Genomic DNA, 18,305 nt, shown 5'->3' with positions numbered 1-18,305 from the left:
TTATTTAATAAGTGCGTTACAATCCACAATTAAGGCTACTTTCCCGTTACCTAAAATTGTTGCACCTGAAATTGCAAAGATATTCGTTAAGTAATTTCCTAATGATTTCAGCACAATTTCTTGTTGGCCAATGAATGAATCTACAACTAAACCAGCAAGCTTCTCACCTTTTCGAACGATGACTACTGAATGGAATTCGTCATCCTGTGGTTCTTTGCGAGGTACCTCGAAGATTTCTTCTAAGAATACTAGTGGTACCACTTTGCCACGGAAGTCGATTACTTTTTGATTATGCGCATTCATAATTTCTGATGAACGGATAATTGAAGTCTCAATAATTGATGATAGTGGAATTGCATAAATCTCTTTTTCGATTTCCACTAGCATTACTGAAATAATCGATAATGTCAGTGGTAGTTGAATAGAGAATATTGAGCCTACATCTTGTGTAGATTCAATTGAAATATTTCCACCTAATGATTCAATTGTTGTTTTAACAACGTCTAAACCAACGCCTCGGCCTGATACGTCAGAAATGACATCTGCCGTTGAGAACCCAGAGGCTAAAATAAGCTCATTGATTTGCTTATCTGACATTGAGTATGATTGTTCTTGTGTAACGATACCTTTAGAAATTGCTTTCGCTAGTACTTTTTCACGGTTAATACCTGCTCCATCATCTTCAATTTCAATAAAGACATAGTTACCACTATGGTAAGCACGCAGTACAACCGTTCCTTCTTCTGGCTTGCCTTTTGCACGGCGAGCTGTAGGATTTTCTATACCGTGGTCGACAGAATTACGGATTAAATGAACAAGTGGATCTCCAATTTCATCGATTACAGTACGGTCTAGCTCTGTTTCAGCACCGATAATTTCAAGGTTAATTTTCTTGTTTAAATCACGAGACAGCTGACGAATCATTTTCGGGAAGCGATTGAATACTGTTTCAACCGGAACCATACGCATTGTTAAAATAATTGTTTGTAAGTCACCCATGACGCGGCTCATGCGCTCTACTGTTTCATTTAACTCTCCATGATTAACCTCAGTTGCAATAGATTGTAGTCGTCCTCGATCTATAACAAGCTCTTCAAATAAGTTCATTAATATATCAAGACGCTCGATATTAACACGAATTGTTTTATTACCAACAGGCGCATGACTCTTATCATTCTTAGCAGGAGCCGCTGCTTTTGCAGGTTTAGGTGCTGGTGTATTGTTTTCAGGTGTAGTAGCAGGTTTAGCCTCCGCTTCTACTGTTGCTGTAGCTGGTGCTGCTACTTCTTGAATTGCTTGTTCATTTTCACTATATTGTTTTTGTTCGATAGTTGCGACAATCACTTCTTCAACTTCTGAAACTTTCATAATCTTTTTCTGCATATCTTCAGCAGATTCTTTTGTCACGAAAGCTACATAAAATTGTTGATCGAACTGTTCATCTTCAAGCTTTTCTACAGATGGATTTGATTTAATAACATCCCCATCTTTTTCTAAAATCTCAAACACCATGAATACACGTGCTGCTTTTAAAAGACAATCCTCACGTAATCTCACTGAAATTTCAAATGCATTGAAACCTTGTTCAGCAGATTGTGAAATAACTGTTTGTTCAAAGCCGTCATACTCTAAAACACTTGTTACAGCAGAGGTTTGCGTTTCAGTAGTTGCTACTACTTCAGGAATCGCTTCCTCACCTAATTCAATACGCTTTAATTGAGCTACAGTTGAAGATACATCACGCTTTCCATCTCCACCATTCGCAATGTCCATCACCATTTCTTCTAGATGGTCTACAGACTCAAAGACAACATCTAAAATCTCAGGAGATACATGGATTTTCTCGTTTCGGATTGCATCCAATACATTTTCCATTTTATGAGTTAAATCTGCTAAATCTTCAAAGCCCATTGTCGCAGACATACCTTTTAATGTATGTGCAGAGCGGAAAATTTCTCCAACAATCGCCAAATCATCTGGATTTTTTTCTAGTTCTAATAAATGTTCATTACATGCTTGTAAATGCTCTTTACTTTCTTCGATAAACATCTCTAAATATTGATTGACTTCCATAAGAGGACACCCCTTTTAAGGCAAATATTTCATTATTGTTTGTGCAATATCATCTACATCTGCAACTTCATCGACAAGCTGCGTTTCCACTGCTGCTTTCGGCATACCATACACTATGCAAGTTTCAGCTGACTCAGCGATTGCAATCACATTTCCGGTGCTTTTCAGTGATTTTAGTCCATCAGAGCCGTCATGGCCCATACCTGTCATAATAACTGCCACTTTATCAAAATCTTTAAATTGGCTCACATCTTCGAACATCACATCTACAGAAGGTCGATGTCCAGATCTAGGTGGTTCATTATTATCAATGACTATGCCAAAGGTGGTACCTACTTTTCTAAGTTTTAAATGATACCCACCAGGTGCAATATACGCCACTCCATTTTGGAGAATATCTCCTTGCTCAGCTTCCTTTACTGTAATCTCGCTCAATTGATCAAGACGAGTAGCAAGAGATTTTGTAAATCCTGCTGGCATGTGCTGGACAATTAAAATTGGTGCTTGAATTGATTTAGGGATTTTTGTAATGACTTCTTGTAACGCTCTTGGTCCACCAGTGGAAGTACCAATTAGCACAATTTTTTTACCCACTTTACTCCATTCCACACGTGGTTTTGATAGATCTACCCTTGTAGGAGAAACATTGACAGAAGGAGTCATCCTTCCTTCACTAAATGATTCTCTTTTAATGGTACTCGCATTTAATGCAGGTTCTTGTTGTCTTTTACTACCAGAAGGTTTCTTCAATTTTGAAATAGGTACCAATGATGCTTGTTCAACCTTGTGGACAAGTTCCGTTTGGATTTTATGTAAATCAAGAGAAATTGTTCCGCTCGGTTTCGCGACAAAATCTACTGCCCCAAATTCAATTGCTGTTAATGCATTTTCAGCTCCTCGTTGAGTTGTACTAGAGAGCATAACAACAGGTACTGGACATATAGTCATAATTTCTTTTAAAGCATCAAGCCCATTCATTTCAGGCATCTCAATATCCATTGTCACAACTGTTGGCTGCAATGTTTGAATTTTTTTAATCGCATCTTTCCCATTTCGTGCTGTTCCAACTACTTCAACCTTCGAGTTGCCAACAAAAAAGTCACTAATTAGCTTTCTCATAAAAGCAGAATCATCAACAACTAAAAGCTTGCTTTTATGTAAAAAGTCCAATTAATCACGCCCTTTCGAAAAAATACTTCTTAATTTAGATAAGAATTTACCCGCTGACTGATCATGTGCATGAACTTCCTCTGCACGATGTTCCATAAAACGTGCCACAATGAGTTGAAGTGTCTTTGAAATAAGTGCGTCTGGATAAGCAAGTGAAAAAGGTACTTGCTCACGCACAGCCTTACGCACTACAGGATCTTCTGGTAATGAGCCTAATATAGTAACCTCTTTGTCCAAAAAACGTTCCATCGTACGCTTTAGTCGTTCATTGGTTTCTATTCCTTCTTCTTTACTATAAGCACGGTTACAAAGTATATAAAATTGCTTGTCCGCATCTCGCATATAAATATATTTCATCATCGAATATGCATCTGTAATAGAGGTTGGCTCTGCTGTTGATAAAACAATGATTTCATCTATGGAGACTAGTAAATCTAATGACCAGCTAGTAGCCCCTGCCCCCATATCAAATAAGATGTAATCAAAGCTTTTTTGAAGCTGCTCAAATGCATGAATGAGCCGCTCAAACATCACCTCTGACCATTCTAGGACACCCGACATACCTGACCCACCTGAAATACACTTTAAACCGTAAGGACCCTCAAATATTACCTCATCTAGTAACTTATTACCTTCCAAGTAATCTTTTAAACTATAAGAAACATTTTTTCCAATTAAAATATTGATATTACCCATACCAATATCCATATCAACGATTGCAACCTTTTTCCCTTTATTGGCCAATGTAGTTGCAAAATTCATTGTGAAGTTGCTTTTACCAACCCCACCTTTGCCACTTACAACCGCGATTGACCTACCTAATCCGCCTTGCTGCCCCAACATTTTCAAGCGTAATGTTTCAGCTTGGTCTCTCATTTTTCTTCACCTTGGAAAAACATATTTAGTACTGCTTCTAGATCAGCTTCGTCAATATCTTCTGGTACTTCTTGACCATTCGTGTAGTAAGCAAGTCCTTTATTATATTTAATCATTAAATTAATCATTGTGCCAATAGAATTTGTTTCATCAATCTTTGTAAAAATGAATTTTTCAATTGGTAATTGCTTAAATTGCTCCACAATGTTTGCCATGTCCTTTTCTTTCGTTGTCATGGCAAGTACTAAGAAGGACTCTGCTTGATCATCAAATTTTATGAGACGCTGTAAATCATCTACATATTTTACCTCTTTATAATTGCGGCCTGCTGTATCTATAAACACTAAATCTAGATGGGCCAATCGTTGGATTGCTTGTTCAAAATCTGTGGCATTATAGGCAATTTCAACAGGTGCTTGCAACAGTCCAGCATACGTTTTTAATTGCTCAATTGCGGCAATCCTATAAGTATCTGTCGTAATAAATCCTATTTTTTTCTTTTTCTCTAAAACTGCTCTAGCTGCCATTTTAGCAATTGTCGTGGTTTTTCCGACACCTGTTGGTCCTAAAACATTAATATATTTCTTTTCGTAGGATAAGCCTCCGACTGGGAGATTTTCTAGCTCTTTGCGCAATAAATTTTTCGTAATCATCTTACATTGAGAAAAATTAATTTCTGACGCTTCTCTGAAATGCATAAAAAGCTCATCACCAATCGTTGTGATGAGCTCCTCACTTAGCTCCTGCTGTCTCAAGTATTCAATGAAGGGTAAGAGTTCATCGGGATATTGATCTTGGATAGTCTTCTTATGCATGGAATGCATTAAAGATTTTAAATCTGCAATTTCCCTCCTCAAATCTTCAGAAATGCCAGTTTCCTCATGTAAGGTCGCATCATGCTGTGGCTGTACTTGGTGTATTTTAGCTTGAACAGCATTCGAAATTTCTTGTAGCCTTGCATTTTCTTTTTTAGGTGTTGTTATAGGTAAAGCTACAGGTGCTGGAGCCGTATTACTTGGCTCCATTGAATCGATCCCTGCAACAACCTCAAAACTTTTCTTTTTAATGATTCCAAAAAACTTCTTTGTAATTACTACTTTTGAATTCAGAATGACTGCGTCCTCACCTAATTCAGCACGCACAAGCTTCATCGCTTCTGGTATGGAGGATGCATAATATTTTTTCATTTTCATTCAACATTCACCACCCCAACACTTTGAATTTCAACCGTAGCATCAAGTTCATTGTATGATAGAACTGGAATTTGCGGGAAATAACGCTCCGTTAGTTGACGTAAATACATACGAACTGCTGGAGAGCATAAGATAATTGCAGATTGCTCCATAAAGGAAACGCGCTCTACTTCTGCAGCAATGGTCTCCAAGACAGTTTGAGAATCTTGTGGATCCATCGCTAAGTAATTTCCGTGATCAGTTTGCTGAATACTATCAGCAATCATTTTCTCTACTTTACCTGAAACAGTTATGACCTTCAATGACGAACTGTCCCCTACGTATTGAGACGTAATCTGACGTGCTAATGCTTGACGTACATACTCAGTCAAAATATCGGCATCGCTCGTTAATTTTGCATAGTCAGCTAGCGCTTCAAAAATAATTGGTAAATTTCGGACTGAAACATTTTCTCGTAGAAGTTTACCCAGTACTTTTTGAATTTCACCTGTTGATAATGGTGTAGGTGTCAGTTCTTCGACTAAAATTGGATGTGTTTCGCGTAAATGATCGATTAGCTGCTTCGTCTCTTGACGACCGAGCAATTCATGAGCATTGGCACGAATCATTTCCGTTAAGTGGGTCGACACAACGCTCGGTGGATCAACAACCGTATAGCCGAACATTTCGGCATCCTCTTTCACTTGCTCAGTAATCCACTTAGCAGGTAGACCAAATGACGGCTCAACAGTATCAATACCCTCGATAGAATCATCATCTCCTGGACTCATTGCTAAATAATGATCAAGCAGCAGTTCACCACGCGCCATTTCGTTACCCTTTATTTTAATTCGATATTCATTTGGTTGTAATTGAATATTGTCACGAATACGTACAACTGGAATGACAATCCCTAATTCTAATGCTAACTGTCGACGTATCATGATAACTCGATCTAATAAATCGCCGCCTTGAGCAGCATCTACTAACGGGATTAAACCATAGCCAAATTCAAACTCGATTGGGTCCACATTTAATAAATTCACAACGTTTTCAGGGCTCTTCATGCCGTCTGTTGCCACTTCTTCCTCAATTTCAAGTAATTCTTCTTCATCCTCTGGTTTCTTATGTTCCATCATATAAGCGCCAGCAATTAGTGAAATACCAATTGGAAGTGTTACCCAGTTAGGGATTGGCGTAAATAATCCAAGTAAAACAATTGTACCACCTGCTACATAGAGCAGTTTTGCTTGGGCAAAGAGTTGCCCTGTAATATCTTCACCAAGACTTCCCTTAGAAGATGCACGTGTTACAACAATCCCTGTCGCTGTAGAGATCAGTAGCGCAGGAATTTGTGAGACAATACCATCGCCCACTGTTAACTTAGAAAAATGATTTGCTGCCTCTGCAAATGGAAGACCCATCTGCACAACACCGATGATGATACCAAATAATAAGTTGATAATAACCATGACCATTGAGGCAATGGCATCCCCTTTTACGAATTTTGTGGCACCATCCATCGCTCCGTAGAAGTCCGCTTCACCGGCTACTTTGTCGCGTCGTTCACGTGCTTCCCGCTCAGAAATAACTCCTGCATTTAAGTCAGCATCAATACTCATTTGTTTACCTGGCATCGCATCAAGTGTGAAACGTGCTGCTACTTCTGCTACACGCTCCGCTCCTTTTGTAATAACGATAAACTGAATTAGCACAAGAATTAAGAATACAACTAAACCAACAAGAACATTCCCACCGACTACGAAATCACCAAAGGTTTCAACAACAGCACCAGCATCTCCAGTTGCTAAAATGGCACGTGTTGTGGAAACGCTCAGTCCGAGTCGGAACAAGGTTAACAGTAAAATAACTGAGGGGAAAATAGAAAAGTCTAACGCTTCCTTCATACTCATTGCTGTTAAAAGTACTATTAATCCTAATGTAATATTAATGACGATTAAGAAACTTAACATCCACGGAGGAAGAGGGATGATGAGCATCGCAACGATTAAAATAACCGCACCTAATACCCCTATATCGCGAACTTTCATTTGTGTCCCTCCTACTAAAAGCTTTAAATTTTCCGCTTAATTCGATAAACATAAGCAAGCACTTCTGCTACTGCTTTGAAAAACTCTTCTGGTACCTGATCGCCGATTTCTACTTGATCGTACATTGCTCGTGCTAAGGGTCTATTTTCAACCATAATCACTTCATGTTCTTTCGCAATCAGTTTAATTTTTTGAGCGATAAAGTCTGTACCCTTAGCAACGACGCGCGGAGCTTCCATACTTTCCTCATCATATTTGATGGCAATCGCATAGTGAGTTGGGTTTGTTATGACCACATCGGCGCTTGGAATCTCAGACATCATTCGACGCATCGCCATTTCGCGTTGGCGTTGTTTGATTTTCGATTTAATCAGCGGGTCACCCTCACTATTTTTATATTCATCTTTAATATCTTGCTTAGACATTTTAAGATTTTTTTCGTAATCATGTTTTTGATACATCCAGTCTAAAATGGATACACAAAGTAAAACGAGGGAAGCCGAAATTCCCATAATGCCAACAAGCTTACCTACTGTAATTAGAGTCATCCATGGACTTTTAAAAGATAACGCCAAAACCTCTGGCAAGTTTGTCCATATAATAATTGTCGTAACGCCACCGATGAAGCCAATCTTTAATACTGACTTTAAAAGCTCTACAATGGCTTTAACAGAAAATATTTTTTTCAACCCTTTTATGGGGTCCATTTTCTTCAAATCAAATTTCATTGGCTCTAATGTAAATAGAAAGCCAAACTGTAGAAAGTTACCTGCCAATGCTCCAACAAATGCAATGGCCATAATTGGAACAATAATAAAAGCCATTTGCACTATTGTTTCTGTAAATAGGTGCATCACACTATCAATGGTTAGTGATTCTACGTGTATATTATGAATAAAAGTTTGCCTAAAAAAAGCTAGGAGATCGTCTCGCAGTGAACCTGCAAAGAAGAATAAAAAGATAAATACCATGAGCATGACAATCGCACTGGAAATATCCTGACTTTTGACAACCTGACCTTTTTTTCGAGCATCTTGTCGTTTTTTTGGCGTCGCCTTTTCCGTTTTTTCTCCCGCAAAATACTGTAAATCTAAGTCCAGTAGCAGCAACATTTTACCCACCACCTAAAATAGCCATTAAATCACGCATAGCATAAATCATAATTGTAATAAGCCTTTTAATAACTTGAACCATTACAGCCATCATTGTGAATAACACTAGAAAACTAACTCCGATTTTAATAGGAAAACCGACAACAAAAATATTTAATTGTGGTACAGTTTTCGCTGTGATTCCTAGCGCCAAATCGACTAAAAATAACGTTGCTACGACAGGTGCAGCCATTTGAAAGGCAATCGCAAAAACAGCCGTAAATGTTGTGATAATAAACTCGATATAATTGTCGTTTCCAAAATCAGGAAATCCTTGATCCATCGGTAAGAATTGATAACTATAATGAATTCCATCGAGAATCATATGATGGCCATCTACAGCTATTAGAATGAGTAGTGCTAGCGTATTAAAAAATTGTCCAATCAATGGACTTTGTGCACCTGTTTGCGGATCAATAATATTGGCAATGGCAAACCCCATTTGAAAATCTATAAAGCTTCCGGCAATTTGAATTGCCGACATGATGATGTAGCCTACTAGACCTAGTAACAGCCCAATTAGCGCTTCCTTCATCACTAAAAGTATGTAATCACCATTAAATACAAATGGTTCGACGTCAATTGTGTAATACATCATCCAAGCTAAAACTAATGCGAGAGTTATTTTAACTTGTGGCGGAATCGTTCTGTACGAGAAAAAAGGTACAGTAACAAAAAATGCCGATACACGCACAAGTACTAATAAGAAAACCGTAAAATGCGGGATTAATTCATTCATCTACTCACCCTATATAACGCGTTAAATTCTCAAAAATGTCTCTCGCATAGCTTGTCACCTGTGATAACATCCATGGACCGAAAAATATGATGGCCACGAATACAGCGATGATTTTTGGAACGAATGCTAACGTTTGTTCTTGAATCGAAGTTGTTGCCTGAAAAACACTTACCGCTAAACCAGTGATTAAAGCAACTAATAGTAGCGGACCGCTTGTTAGAAGGATAATCATAATGGCACGCTCTGCAATTGAAATAACCAATTCACTTGTCATACAGTATCATCCCCTAAAAACTTTGTAGTAATGATTTCATCACAAGATACCAACCATCAACGAGTACAAATAATAAAATTTTAAACGGCAATGAAATCATAACCGGCGGTAACATCATCATCCCCATCGACATTAGAGTACTTGCGACAATCATATCGATTACTAGGAATGGAATAAAAATCATAAAACCAATTTGGAACGCTGTTTTAATCTCACTCAATGCGAAAGCAGGTACTAGCATTGTAAGAGGGATTTCTTCTACAGATGCCGGTTTTTCTGCTTGATTATACGTTAAAAACAAATCAAGGTCCTTTTGCCTTGTATGCTTACTCATAAACTCTTTAAACGGCTCACTGGCACGATCATATGCTTCTTCAATTCCAATTTCCTCAGAAAATAATGGCTGTAATGCCTCTTTATTGACCTCTTGAAATGTTGGAGCCATGATAAAGAATGTTAGAAACAAGGCAAGACCTACAATGACCTGGTTTGGCGGCATTTGCTGTGTCGCCAACGCAGTACGAACAAACGATAGCACAATAACAATTCGTGTAAACGATGTCATCAAAATTAATATACTCGGTGCTAGTGATAGAACAGTCAACAACAAGAGGAGCTGAACAGCACTTGAGACATTTGTCGGATCGCTGTTGGAAAAAATACTGATTGCATCATTCATTTATCATCATTCTCCTTTTGCTTCCATCTCTCCAGTTCTTCACTACGCTCCTGTTTAATTTCGGAAATCTTTTTTTCAAATAGTTCACCAAAAGAGTCTTGATTTTGCTGCGTCGATGAACTCTCATTATTTTTTCTCTTAAACTTAGAAAATACTTCTGCAATATACGGTGATGTTGCTGCAAATTCTTGTCGTTCATTATACAGTGCTAAAAGTGATGCAACTTCATCAGGATCAGTAATTTCACGTAACAACTGGACATCCTCACCGACCCCAACTAAATACAGTGTTTTACCTACTTGTAATAGTTGTACCGACTTTTGAGCACCTAACGATAAACCGCCTAAATTTTGTACCAATTGATTACGTTGAAAGTTTAAATTTCTTTTATTTAAAAACTTCATTAATCCATAAAATAAAGCTACAACAAAAATAAGCGCCAAAACCATTTTTATGTATTCCCATGCAGATATGTCTCCAGCTGCTTGTAAATCTGAATCATCTTGCTTAGCAGCTGGATCATTATCTTCTATACAATCTCCTTTTTTAATGCAGTCATTTACACTATTTGTGTTAGAGTCTGCATACACTGGAGTCGTTGTAGGGTACAAAAACAGGAAGGATACAAGAAATGCGAAAATCATCGTTAGACGAAATGATTTTAACATTTTCATGCAATCATCCTAGAGCTTTTTGAATCGCTTCAATTACACGATCAGCTTGGAAAGGCTTAACGATAAAGTCTTTCGCACCAGCTTGAATTGCATCGATTACCATTGCTTGTTGTCCCATTGCTGAACACATGATTACAGTTGCGCCTGGATCTGAGCCCTTAATCGCTTTAAGAGCAGCAATACCGTCCATTTCAGGCATTGTTATATCCATCGTTACTAAATCTGGCTTTAATTCATTGTACTTTTCAACAGCCTGTAAACCATCAGCTGCCTCCCCAACTACTTCAAATCCATTTTTCGATAAAATATCCTTGATCATCATGCGCATGAATGCAGCGTCGTCTACAATTAAAATTCTTTTAGACATGGTTAACTCCTCCAATTGAAACTATCTTAAATTATTTAAACGCTCTGCTTGACTTAAAACATCTGTAATACGGACACCGAAGTTTTCATCAATAACAACGACTTCACCTTTAGCGATTAAACGGCTATTTACTAAAATATCAACTGGTTCACCAGCTAATTTATCTAGTTCAATAATCGAACCACTAGATAGTTCTAAAATCTCTTTAACAGAACGCTTTGTACGTCCTAACTCTACAGTAACTTGTAATGGAATATCAAGTAGCATATTTAAATTTCTAGCTTCAGATTGCGAGATGACATTTGAATCAAAACTAGCAAACTGTGCTTGTTGAACATTGACCGGTTGAACAGGTCTTGTTGCTTGTGGAATCTGTTGTTGCTCTTGATATATTGGTTGCTGCACTGGCGCTGCCTGCTGTTGATATACTGGCTGTGCTGGCGGTTGTGTTACAGGTGCTTGTGGTTGCACGGGCGCTTGTGGTTGTACTGGTGCTTGTGTTTGTACAGGCGCTGGTGCTACTGGCGCTTCAGGCGCTATTGTTGCAGCCACAGGTTCCTCGATTGATTCTGTTTCTCCTAATAGAGATTTTACAATGTTTTGACTAAATTTAAGCGGTAATAATTGCATTAAATTTGAATCAATTAAGTTACCGATTTTCAATCTGAAGGATACTTTTACGAGTAAATCATCTTCTGGAATATTTTCTCGCCCTTCATTTTGAGAAATATTCATTAAATCAATTGATGGTGGAGAAATATCCACCTTTTTGTTGAATACCGTCGACATTGACGTAGCTGCAGAACCCATCATTTGGTTCATAGCTTCTTGAACAGCGCTCAGCTGAATTTCACCTAAGTCTGGCTTCGGATTTAAACCATCCCCACCTAACATTAAATCAGCAATAATCGCTGCATCGGATTGCTTAATAACAAGTAAATTCATACCTGTCAATCCGATCGTATATTCAACCTGTACGGCTACATAAGGATGAGGAAATTCCTCTTCTAATTTATTACGGTTGATCATTGAAATACTTGGGGTAGTAATATCTACTTTTTGACCTAATAACGCTGAAAGTGCTGTGGCAGAGCTGCCAAAAGATATATTTCCTACCTCACCTAACGCATCTTGGGCAAACGAATCGAGGTAGTCCTCTACTCGTAAATCATTTAAGTCCTCATTTGTAGAAGCTTCAGTGTCGCTGTTTTTATCTTCCAACGTTTCGCCCCTTAATAACGCTTCAATTTCTTCTTGGGAGAGCATTTCATCACTCATCTTCGTCTCCTCCTTTCAAAGGGTCGATAATCTGGATTGCTAATTTTTTGCCTTGCTTTCCGGGTTGAACTGTGAATTTCGGTAATGTTCCTACCTTTAATAGTAGTGGGTCTTCAATTTTTTGTTCTAATTGAATGACATCCCCAATCTGCATCGTGAGGAAATCCTCAACGGTGATGTCTGTAATACCTAGTTCAACGGAAAGAGGTAATTGTGCTTGTTTCACACGTGTTTCTAGCATTTTTGTTTGCTCTGGAGACATCTCTTTTGTATTTGCCTGCATCCAATAGCGAACAGAAAGATTTGGAACAATTGGCTCCAATACAACATGCGGAATACAAATATTAATCATACCGCTTGTCTCACCGATGATCGTATTTAATGAAATAACGACAACCGTTTCATTTGGTGAAATCATTTGTAAAAATTGAGGGTTGACCTCAAGCTCTACTAAAATCGGATCAATTTCCGCAACATTTTCCCACGCCTCACGTAAATTATCGAATGAACGTTCGAAAAGGTTTGTCATAATTTTAGTTTCAATTTCTGTTAAGTTATCCACATTACTATGACTCGCCCCGCTACCGCCCATTAAACGATCTAGCATTGAGTAGGCAATGTTCGGGTTTATTTCCATCAATATATTACCATCTAATGGCGGCACTTCAAACACATTAATGAGTGTCATATTCGGAATCGAACGAACAAACTCTTCAAATGGTATTTGGTCCACTGATGCAACTGTAATCTGCACATAGCTTCTCAGCTGTGCAGAAAAGAACGTTGTCAGTAATCGTGCAAAATTTTCATGTATTCGGGTCAAACTTCGGATTTGATCTTTTGAGAAACGTAGTGCTCGTTTAAAGTCATACACTTTAACCTTGCGCACCTCGTCCTCTTTTTTTATGTCATCAGCTGACATTTCCCCGGTTGATATTGCGGAAAGCAGCGCATCTATCTCTGATTGAGATAACACATCTCCTGCCATTTGCCCACCTCCATTTCAAGCAGTTTCTTTATTATTGAGTGATGAAGGAGGTAAAATAAACTTCCTGAACTTCTCCCTCTTGCATCAATTCATTTAATCGTGTTTTTAATGATTTTTGGAAAATTTGTTTACCTTGTTTACCTTCTAAATCTTTTTGCTCCATTTCGGAAAGCTCTTGGATAACAATGTTATTCACTTGGAAAACACGCTTCGTTAACTCTTCAGCAGCATCTTTATTTGTTGTTTGAATTTTTAACGACATGCGTACAATTTTGTTATCAGCTAGATTTGTCGTAATTTCCGGAACTTCTACAGAAGCTTCTACGATTTCATCAATTGTTGGTTCAAGAGATCCTGTTGGCTTATTAAATTGGTTAATCAATACAAAGGCAATAACTCCGATAAGTATGATTGCTACTAGTACGATGATAATCATCGTTAACATTTTGTTATTCTTCATCTTCTTCACCTCGTAGATGCGGGTTTGATAGTATTTGTATATTTTTATAAAAGGCTGTTACCTTTTGTCGCACCTCATCTTCACTCTGTAAAACAATGATTTTGGTTCCAGTCGTTAATGTTATGGTCGTATCTGGGAAAGATTCGACCGTTTCTATGTATAAAGCATTCAATGTAAATGCTTTCCCATTTAGACGTGTTAGTTCAATCATTGAAATAGGGCCGGGTCTAGCATGAGAGCCGGCCCGACCCTCCCTCATATGAAATTATGTTTTTAGTTTTGAGCACTTTGAAATCTTAACTGGTATTTCTTAACTTACAAATTACTTAGCGTTTTAAATTCACAAGCTCTTGAAGAATCTCATCAGAAGTTGTGATAATACGTGTATTTGATTGGAAACCACGTTGCGCTACAATCATTTCAGTAAACTCCTCTGAAAGGTCTACATTGGACATTTCTAGGTAGCCAGCTTCAACGGAACCAATCCCTCCTACTGATCCAACTTGAGCGTATGGTTGTCCAGAGTTTGCTGAAGTTTGGTAGTAGTTCCCCCCCACTTTTTCAAGGCCACCAGCATTTGGGAACTTTGCAAGTATGAGTTGACCTGCATATTGTTTGTCACCTTTATAGTCTACATACTGAACTGTACCATCTTTACCAATAGACATTGATTGTGCTGTTGTAGGAATACGAATCGGTGAAATTTCAGTTGCGAAATCCATATCCTCTGCGATATTACCTTCTATATCAGCTAGTCCATTCGCTGCTCTTTGTTCGTCAGCTGCAGAACCATCGATTGAATCACCATCAGCAGAAATCGATAACTCATCACTTGCGTGACCGACTAAATATTTACCATCGGCGTTCACTAAATATCCATTTCTATCCATATAGAAGTTACCAGCACGTGTATAGAGAATATTGCTGTAACCCTCTGCATCTAGTACCCCATCTTCATCAGGTGCGCCATTTGCATCACCTACCATGAAGAATCCATCACCAGATATAGCTAAGTCTAACTCGCGAAAAGTTGTTTGCATTGAACCTGTACCGTGAATTGTATCGATTGCAGCAAGTTGTGAACCTAAACCGATTTGTTTAGCGTTAACACCACCACGAGTTTGAGTAGGTGAAGAGGCACCTGCTGACGTTTGAGACATTAAATCTTTAAATACTACACGTCCTTTTTTAAAGCCGTAAGTATTAACGTTTGAGATATTATTCCCAATTACATCCAGCTTAGTTTGGAAGTTTTTTAAACCTGAAATACCAGAATACATAGAACGTAACATAATGTCGTTCTCCCTTCGTCTATTAATTGTATGCTTCTATCAATCAGCACACTTAGGCCTCCTATCACAGGTCCAGCCTTTACAGCACGATTGTGCCATCAATATTAGTAAATATTTGCTGTTTTGCTTCCGTGCGGTCCATTGCTGTAATGACAGTAGCGTTTTTAGCACTGACAATTAAAGCTGCTTGATCCATCAAGACTAATGGTTGTTTGACACCTTTTGAGTGCGCTTCAAATACCTTGTCCGATACAACCTGCCATTCTTGTTCAGTAATCTCTATATTGCGCTCGATAATACGTTCATGCGCATGCTTGCTCACTTTTAATTCTTGTTGATTGGTAGCTTCCTGTAAATGAGCTTTAAATGATTGCTGTGTTTGTAAGGGCTTAGGTTGCGTTTGGCGAATAGATGGATGCAATGGTACACGATGAATTGAAAACTTATCCATCATTCTTCTCCACCTTTATTCGCTGATTTCGGTAAATTCTTTATCTGTTAATTTTTTGTCGTTATCTAATAAGTAATAAATAACGCCATCTTTACTCGTTACAGAAACGATACGTCCTTGTAGTTCTTGCTCGCCGTCTTTATAGGTAACTTTTTTACCAATTAGCTTGCTTGCTTGTACAAGAGGAGATTCTGTTTCAGTATTGTTATCTCCTGAACCACCTAAAATAGCTGAGATATTGCCAGGCGTTATTTCCTTACCATCAGCTAATACGAATACTACATCTCCGTCTACAAATTTCAACGATTCAATAATGCCTGTTCCTTCATTGATAATAGGCTTCTTGTCTTCATCCAACTCATCTGTTATCTCATGCCATTTTACTTCTTTACCAACAAATGTTGTATAACTCATAAGCTGTGTTTGTTGCTGTGAGGCTAGTAATGATTCCATCGTTTTTGTCATATTTTGCATTTGCTCTAAAGAAGAGAATTGTGCCATTTGAGAAATGAATTCTCGGTCGTCCATAGGATTTGTTGGATCCTGATGTTGCAATTGCGTAATTAATAATTGCAGGAAAGCATCCTTACCGAGTTCGCTATTACCAGTTTGCCTAACTGGTTTCTTATAGTTCGAATAGTAAAAGTCATCCGTTATTTTTCCAGTCATTTTATCAGTCTTTGTATCCGCCACTCCTACACCTCCTCACTTATTAAATATTCACTAAATGATTTACCTTCATCATCATCGTCACTTTTTTGCTCCTGCTCATCTTCCTGTTGTTGCTTAAAGAAATTATTGAAGAAACTTTGGTCGCGTTGTTGGCGATCTGCATCTTGCAATGACTGAGCAATATCGAGACGATCAACTTGAATATTTTGCTGTACAAAGGCTTGCTTTAATTGATGTGCCTGACTATCAAGTAATTCACGTCCATGAGCTGTTGAAGCAAGTAGTCGAGCAGTGAGGACACCGTCATTTTGTACTAGCTCGATACGAATTGTCCCTAGATTTTCTGGATACAATTTCAATGTTAAGCGGGTAATACCTTGCGCATTAGAGATTTGGGCTCTATTGATGATTGCTTGCATCTCTTTCAATAATGCCTCAGATTGTGCTGGTTTTGCTGCTGGCAGAGTTACTTGGAATGTATCTGCTTTTGTTTGGACCGTATTAGATGTCACCATTTCATTAGCACTTGTATCTGCCTGTTTGGTAACCTGTACTTGCTGAACTACTTTCTGAAAGCCTTGTAACGGAAGTGTTACTGTTGTTTTGGTTGTTACCTGCTGTGCACCCGTCTCTACTTGTGTTTGCATCGTTGTTAAAAGACTCTTAATGTTAGTTAGTAAGCTTTCTTGTTGAGCTGTTAAGTCCGTTTTCTGTCCAACTAATTGGGCTAACTTTAATACTTGGAGTAATTGTGTTGCTTCGTTCGGTGTTACTTGTCCTTCACCTTGTAAAGCTGCTACAACTTGTGCTTGAAGCATTGGTGCCTGTGCGTCTACTAGCACTAAAAGCTCCCATACATCTTTCGCTTCCTTATCCTCCCCTAGCAACTGTCGAACTAATTTTTGAAGTTGCTCGGAATCAATTCCTAATGCATCCATTAAATTTTCAAGATTCAGCATTTCATCTATCGCAACAGCTTTGCCCTCTTCACCAATTTGAAGCATTAATAAGCCATCGTCGTGTGGAATATCTAGTAAGTCTAGTACGTCTTCAATAGATTCAGCATTTAAAACTTCTGCTAATCCTGCTATATCTTTTGTTTCTGTTGACTGTGTAGACTGCGGTGTTTGATTTGAAGAAATAATTTGTCCAAAAACAGAACCAAACGTCGATGATTTTTCTTTGTTCGACGTTCCACTTGCTTTAACATCGGAATTTCCAACTGTTGTAGGTTTTGTAGCTGCAGTTTTAGTTGGTACAGATTTGGATATCATTTGCATCATTGCCACATCCATCATTTCACCTCCTTTCAGAATTCCTTATTGTTTAGCCATCATTTCCGTATATTTCGCTGCATCTTGTGGATCCATTTTTTCTAGAATCGCTGCTAATTTATCCGGCTTTAAGTTTGTTAAAATACGAAGTGCTTCCGTATCACTCATTTTAATAAGGACTGGCGCTGCTGCTTTAGGGGACATCTTATCAAATGTTTTTAAAATGTCATTGTAGTCACGCTTTACGTCATCTTGCTCCCTATTTAATTTTTCAACTTCAAATTGTAACTGCTCATTTTCTGTCGTTAGCTTTTCTTTCTCAGTTGTTGCCGTATCCAATTTCTTTTGCAGCTGTGCGATTTCCGCTTCTTTTTCTTGTACATCAGCCTGTAATTTTACAACCTTCGAATCATTATTAACCACAGCCTCTTTTGCTTGTTGTTCTTCTGAAGGAACGAACGGTAAGCTTTCATATGCCTTCTTACCTAAATCAAAGACATTCGTATTCATTAAGGTTGCCACAACAAGTAGAACTGCTACTACAAACATAATAGGTATTACAAACCACATAAAAAACTTTCGAAAGCCACCTGATTTACGTTTGGGTGGTTGTGGTTGTTCCGCTAACTCCGCTTTAAGTCGATTATCTTTTTTTGCCATGAAA

At 38.2% G+C, this 18,305-nt stretch carries 20 protein-coding genes; all 20 read right to left on the bottom strand.

Annotated elements, in window-relative coordinates; all coding sequences use genetic code 11:
- The 20 genes from AN161_RS10095 to AN161_RS10000 all read right to left on the bottom strand — a co-directional run bounded on the left by AN161_RS10095 (position 1) and on the right by AN161_RS10000 (position 18,301).
- On the bottom strand, positions 1-2,073 hold the full coding sequence (locus AN161_RS10095; RefSeq protein WP_053594226.1) for a chemotaxis protein CheA: 2,073 nt from the start codon (positions 2,071-2,073) through the stop codon (positions 1-3).
- Between the two features lie 15 nt (positions 2,074-2,088).
- Positions 2,089-3,243, bottom strand: coding sequence for a chemotaxis response regulator protein-glutamate methylesterase (locus AN161_RS10090; protein ID WP_075807215.1), 1,155 nt, complete (start codon positions 3,241-3,243; stop codon positions 2,089-2,091).
- Positions 3,244-4,119 carry a MinD/ParA family protein gene (locus tag AN161_RS10085; protein WP_053594225.1) on the bottom strand — a complete coding sequence of 292 codons (876 nt, stop codon included), beginning with the start codon at positions 4,117-4,119 and terminating at the stop codon, positions 3,244-3,246.
- Entirely contained in the window at positions 4,116-5,312 is a 1,197-nt protein-coding gene (gene flhF, locus AN161_RS10080) for a flagellar biosynthesis protein FlhF (RefSeq protein ID WP_053594224.1), read from the bottom strand. The genes AN161_RS10085 and flhF overlap by 4 nt, the downstream gene beginning before the upstream one ends.
- Positions 5,309-7,342, bottom strand: a complete 2,034-nt coding sequence (gene flhA / locus AN161_RS10075; protein ID WP_053594223.1) for a flagellar biosynthesis protein FlhA — start codon at positions 7,340-7,342, stop codon at positions 5,309-5,311. The genes flhF and flhA overlap by 4 nt, the downstream gene beginning before the upstream one ends.
- A gap of 23 nt (positions 7,343-7,365) precedes the next feature.
- Positions 7,366-8,454, bottom strand: a complete 1,089-nt coding sequence (gene flhB / locus AN161_RS10070; RefSeq protein ID WP_053594222.1) for a flagellar biosynthesis protein FlhB — start codon at positions 8,452-8,454, stop codon at positions 7,366-7,368.
- A gap of 1 nt (position 8,455) precedes the next feature.
- A complete protein-coding gene (gene fliR, locus AN161_RS10065) occupies positions 8,456-9,232 on the bottom strand; it encodes a flagellar biosynthetic protein FliR (protein WP_053594221.1) in 777 nt (258 codons plus the stop codon).
- A gap of 4 nt (positions 9,233-9,236) precedes the next feature.
- Positions 9,237-9,506, bottom strand: coding sequence for a flagellar biosynthesis protein FliQ (fliQ, locus tag AN161_RS10060; protein WP_053594220.1), 270 nt, complete (start codon positions 9,504-9,506; stop codon positions 9,237-9,239).
- Between the two features lie 13 nt (positions 9,507-9,519).
- Entirely contained in the window at positions 9,520-10,185 is a 666-nt protein-coding gene (fliP, locus tag AN161_RS10055) for a flagellar type III secretion system pore protein FliP (protein WP_053594219.1), read from the bottom strand.
- Complete coding sequence (locus AN161_RS10050) at positions 10,182-10,859, bottom strand: flagellar biosynthetic protein FliO (RefSeq protein ID WP_053594218.1); 678 nt, start codon at positions 10,857-10,859, stop codon at positions 10,182-10,184. Before AN161_RS10050 ends, fliP begins: the two co-directional genes overlap by 4 nt.
- Before the next feature lie 4 nt (positions 10,860-10,863).
- Complete coding sequence (locus AN161_RS10045) at positions 10,864-11,226, bottom strand: response regulator (RefSeq protein WP_053594217.1); 363 nt, start codon at positions 11,224-11,226, stop codon at positions 10,864-10,866.
- Between the two features lie 21 nt (positions 11,227-11,247).
- Positions 11,248-12,504 carry a flagellar motor switch phosphatase FliY gene (fliY, locus tag AN161_RS10040; protein WP_053594216.1) on the bottom strand — a complete coding sequence of 419 codons (1,257 nt, stop codon included), beginning with the start codon at positions 12,502-12,504 and terminating at the stop codon, positions 11,248-11,250.
- Positions 12,497-13,492, bottom strand: coding sequence for a flagellar motor switch protein FliM (gene fliM / locus AN161_RS10035; protein ID WP_053594215.1), 996 nt, complete (start codon positions 13,490-13,492; stop codon positions 12,497-12,499). Before fliM ends, fliY begins: the two co-directional genes overlap by 8 nt.
- Positions 13,493-13,523: 31 nt before the next feature.
- The gene (gene fliL, locus AN161_RS10030) at positions 13,524-13,952 is read right to left on the bottom strand and encodes a flagellar basal body-associated protein FliL (protein WP_053594214.1); all 429 of its coding nucleotides are present in this window, start codon (positions 13,950-13,952) and stop codon (positions 13,524-13,526) included.
- A complete protein-coding gene (locus tag AN161_RS10025; RefSeq protein WP_049668748.1) occupies positions 13,942-14,163 on the bottom strand; it encodes a flagellar FlbD family protein in 222 nt (73 codons plus the stop codon). Before AN161_RS10025 ends, fliL begins: the two co-directional genes overlap by 11 nt.
- A 115-nt stretch (positions 14,164-14,278) precedes the next feature.
- Positions 14,279-15,244 carry a flagellar hook-basal body complex protein gene (locus AN161_RS10020; protein WP_053594213.1) on the bottom strand — a complete coding sequence of 322 codons (966 nt, stop codon included), beginning with the start codon at positions 15,242-15,244 and terminating at the stop codon, positions 14,279-14,281.
- Positions 15,245-15,323: 79 nt separating this feature from the next.
- A complete protein-coding gene (locus AN161_RS10015; RefSeq protein ID WP_053594557.1) occupies positions 15,324-15,695 on the bottom strand; it encodes a TIGR02530 family flagellar biosynthesis protein in 372 nt (123 codons plus the stop codon).
- A gap of 15 nt (positions 15,696-15,710) precedes the next feature.
- Positions 15,711-16,364, bottom strand: coding sequence for a flagellar hook assembly protein FlgD (gene flgD, locus AN161_RS10010; RefSeq protein WP_053594556.1), 654 nt, complete (start codon positions 16,362-16,364; stop codon positions 15,711-15,713).
- Between the two features lie 26 nt (positions 16,365-16,390).
- Positions 16,391-17,665, bottom strand: coding sequence for a flagellar hook-length control protein FliK (locus AN161_RS10005; RefSeq protein WP_241774538.1), 1,275 nt, complete (start codon positions 17,663-17,665; stop codon positions 16,391-16,393).
- Positions 17,666-17,686: 21 nt separating this feature from the next.
- Positions 17,687-18,301 (bottom strand): hypothetical protein, encoded by a 615-nt coding sequence (locus AN161_RS10000; protein WP_053594211.1) that lies wholly within the window; start codon positions 18,299-18,301, stop codon positions 17,687-17,689.
- Positions 18,302-18,305: the final 4 nt, after the last annotated feature.

The sequence above is a fragment of the Lysinibacillus sp. FJAT-14222 genome, assembly GCF_001278875.1.
In the GTDB taxonomy this organism is placed as follows: Bacteria; Bacillota; Bacilli; order Bacillales_A; family Planococcaceae; genus Lysinibacillus; species Lysinibacillus agricola.
This window is presented reverse-complemented; position numbering and strand designations above follow the sequence as displayed.

Excerpts from the sequence above, each read along its gene's own strand:
- AN161_RS10095 (WP_053594226.1), bottom strand. The coding sequence starts at position 2,073 with ATGGAAGTCAATCAATATTTAGAGATGTTTATCGAAGAAAGTAAAGAG.
- AN161_RS10085 (WP_053594225.1), bottom strand. The coding sequence starts at position 4,119 with ATGAGAGACCAAGCTGAAACATTACGCTTGAAAATGTTGGGGCAGCAA.
- flhF (WP_053594224.1), bottom strand. The coding sequence starts at position 5,312 with ATGAAAATGAAAAAATATTATGCATCCTCCATACCAGAAGCGATGAAG.
- flhA (WP_053594223.1), bottom strand. The coding sequence starts at position 7,342 with ATGAAAGTTCGCGATATAGGGGTATTAGGTGCGGTTATTTTAATCGTT.
- flhB (WP_053594222.1), bottom strand. The coding sequence starts at position 8,454 with ATGTTGCTGCTACTGGACTTAGATTTACAGTATTTTGCGGGAGAAAAA.
- fliR (WP_053594221.1), bottom strand. The coding sequence starts at position 9,232 with ATGAATGAATTAATCCCGCATTTTACGGTTTTCTTATTAGTACTTGTG.
- fliQ (WP_053594220.1), bottom strand. The coding sequence starts at position 9,506 with ATGACAAGTGAATTGGTTATTTCAATTGCAGAGCGTGCCATTATGATT.
- fliP (WP_053594219.1), bottom strand. The coding sequence starts at position 10,185 with ATGAATGATGCAATCAGTATTTTTTCCAACAGCGATCCGACAAATGTC.
- AN161_RS10050 (WP_053594218.1), bottom strand. The coding sequence starts at position 10,859 with ATGAAAATGTTAAAATCATTTCGTCTAACGATGATTTTCGCATTTCTT.
- AN161_RS10045 (WP_053594217.1), bottom strand. The coding sequence starts at position 11,226 with ATGTCTAAAAGAATTTTAATTGTAGACGACGCTGCATTCATGCGCATG.
- fliY (WP_053594216.1), bottom strand. The coding sequence starts at position 12,504 with ATGAGTGATGAAATGCTCTCCCAAGAAGAAATTGAAGCGTTATTAAGG.
- fliM (WP_053594215.1), bottom strand. The coding sequence starts at position 13,492 with ATGGCAGGAGATGTGTTATCTCAATCAGAGATAGATGCGCTGCTTTCC.
- fliL (WP_053594214.1), bottom strand. The coding sequence starts at position 13,952 with ATGAAGAATAACAAAATGTTAACGATGATTATCATCGTACTAGTAGCA.
- AN161_RS10025 (WP_049668748.1), bottom strand. The coding sequence starts at position 14,163 with ATGATTGAACTAACACGTCTAAATGGGAAAGCATTTACATTGAATGCT.
- AN161_RS10020 (WP_053594213.1), bottom strand. The coding sequence starts at position 15,244 with ATGTTACGTTCTATGTATTCTGGTATTTCAGGTTTAAAAAACTTCCAA.
- AN161_RS10015 (WP_053594557.1), bottom strand. The coding sequence starts at position 15,695 with ATGGATAAGTTTTCAATTCATCGTGTACCATTGCATCCATCTATTCGC.
- flgD (WP_053594556.1), bottom strand. The coding sequence starts at position 16,364 with ATGACTGGAAAAATAACGGATGACTTTTACTATTCGAACTATAAGAAA.
- AN161_RS10005 (WP_241774538.1), bottom strand. The coding sequence starts at position 17,665 with ATGATGGATGTGGCAATGATGCAAATGATATCCAAATCTGTACCAACT.
- AN161_RS10000 (WP_053594211.1), bottom strand. The coding sequence starts at position 18,301 with ATGGCAAAAAAAGATAATCGACTTAAAGCGGAGTTAGCGGAACAACCA.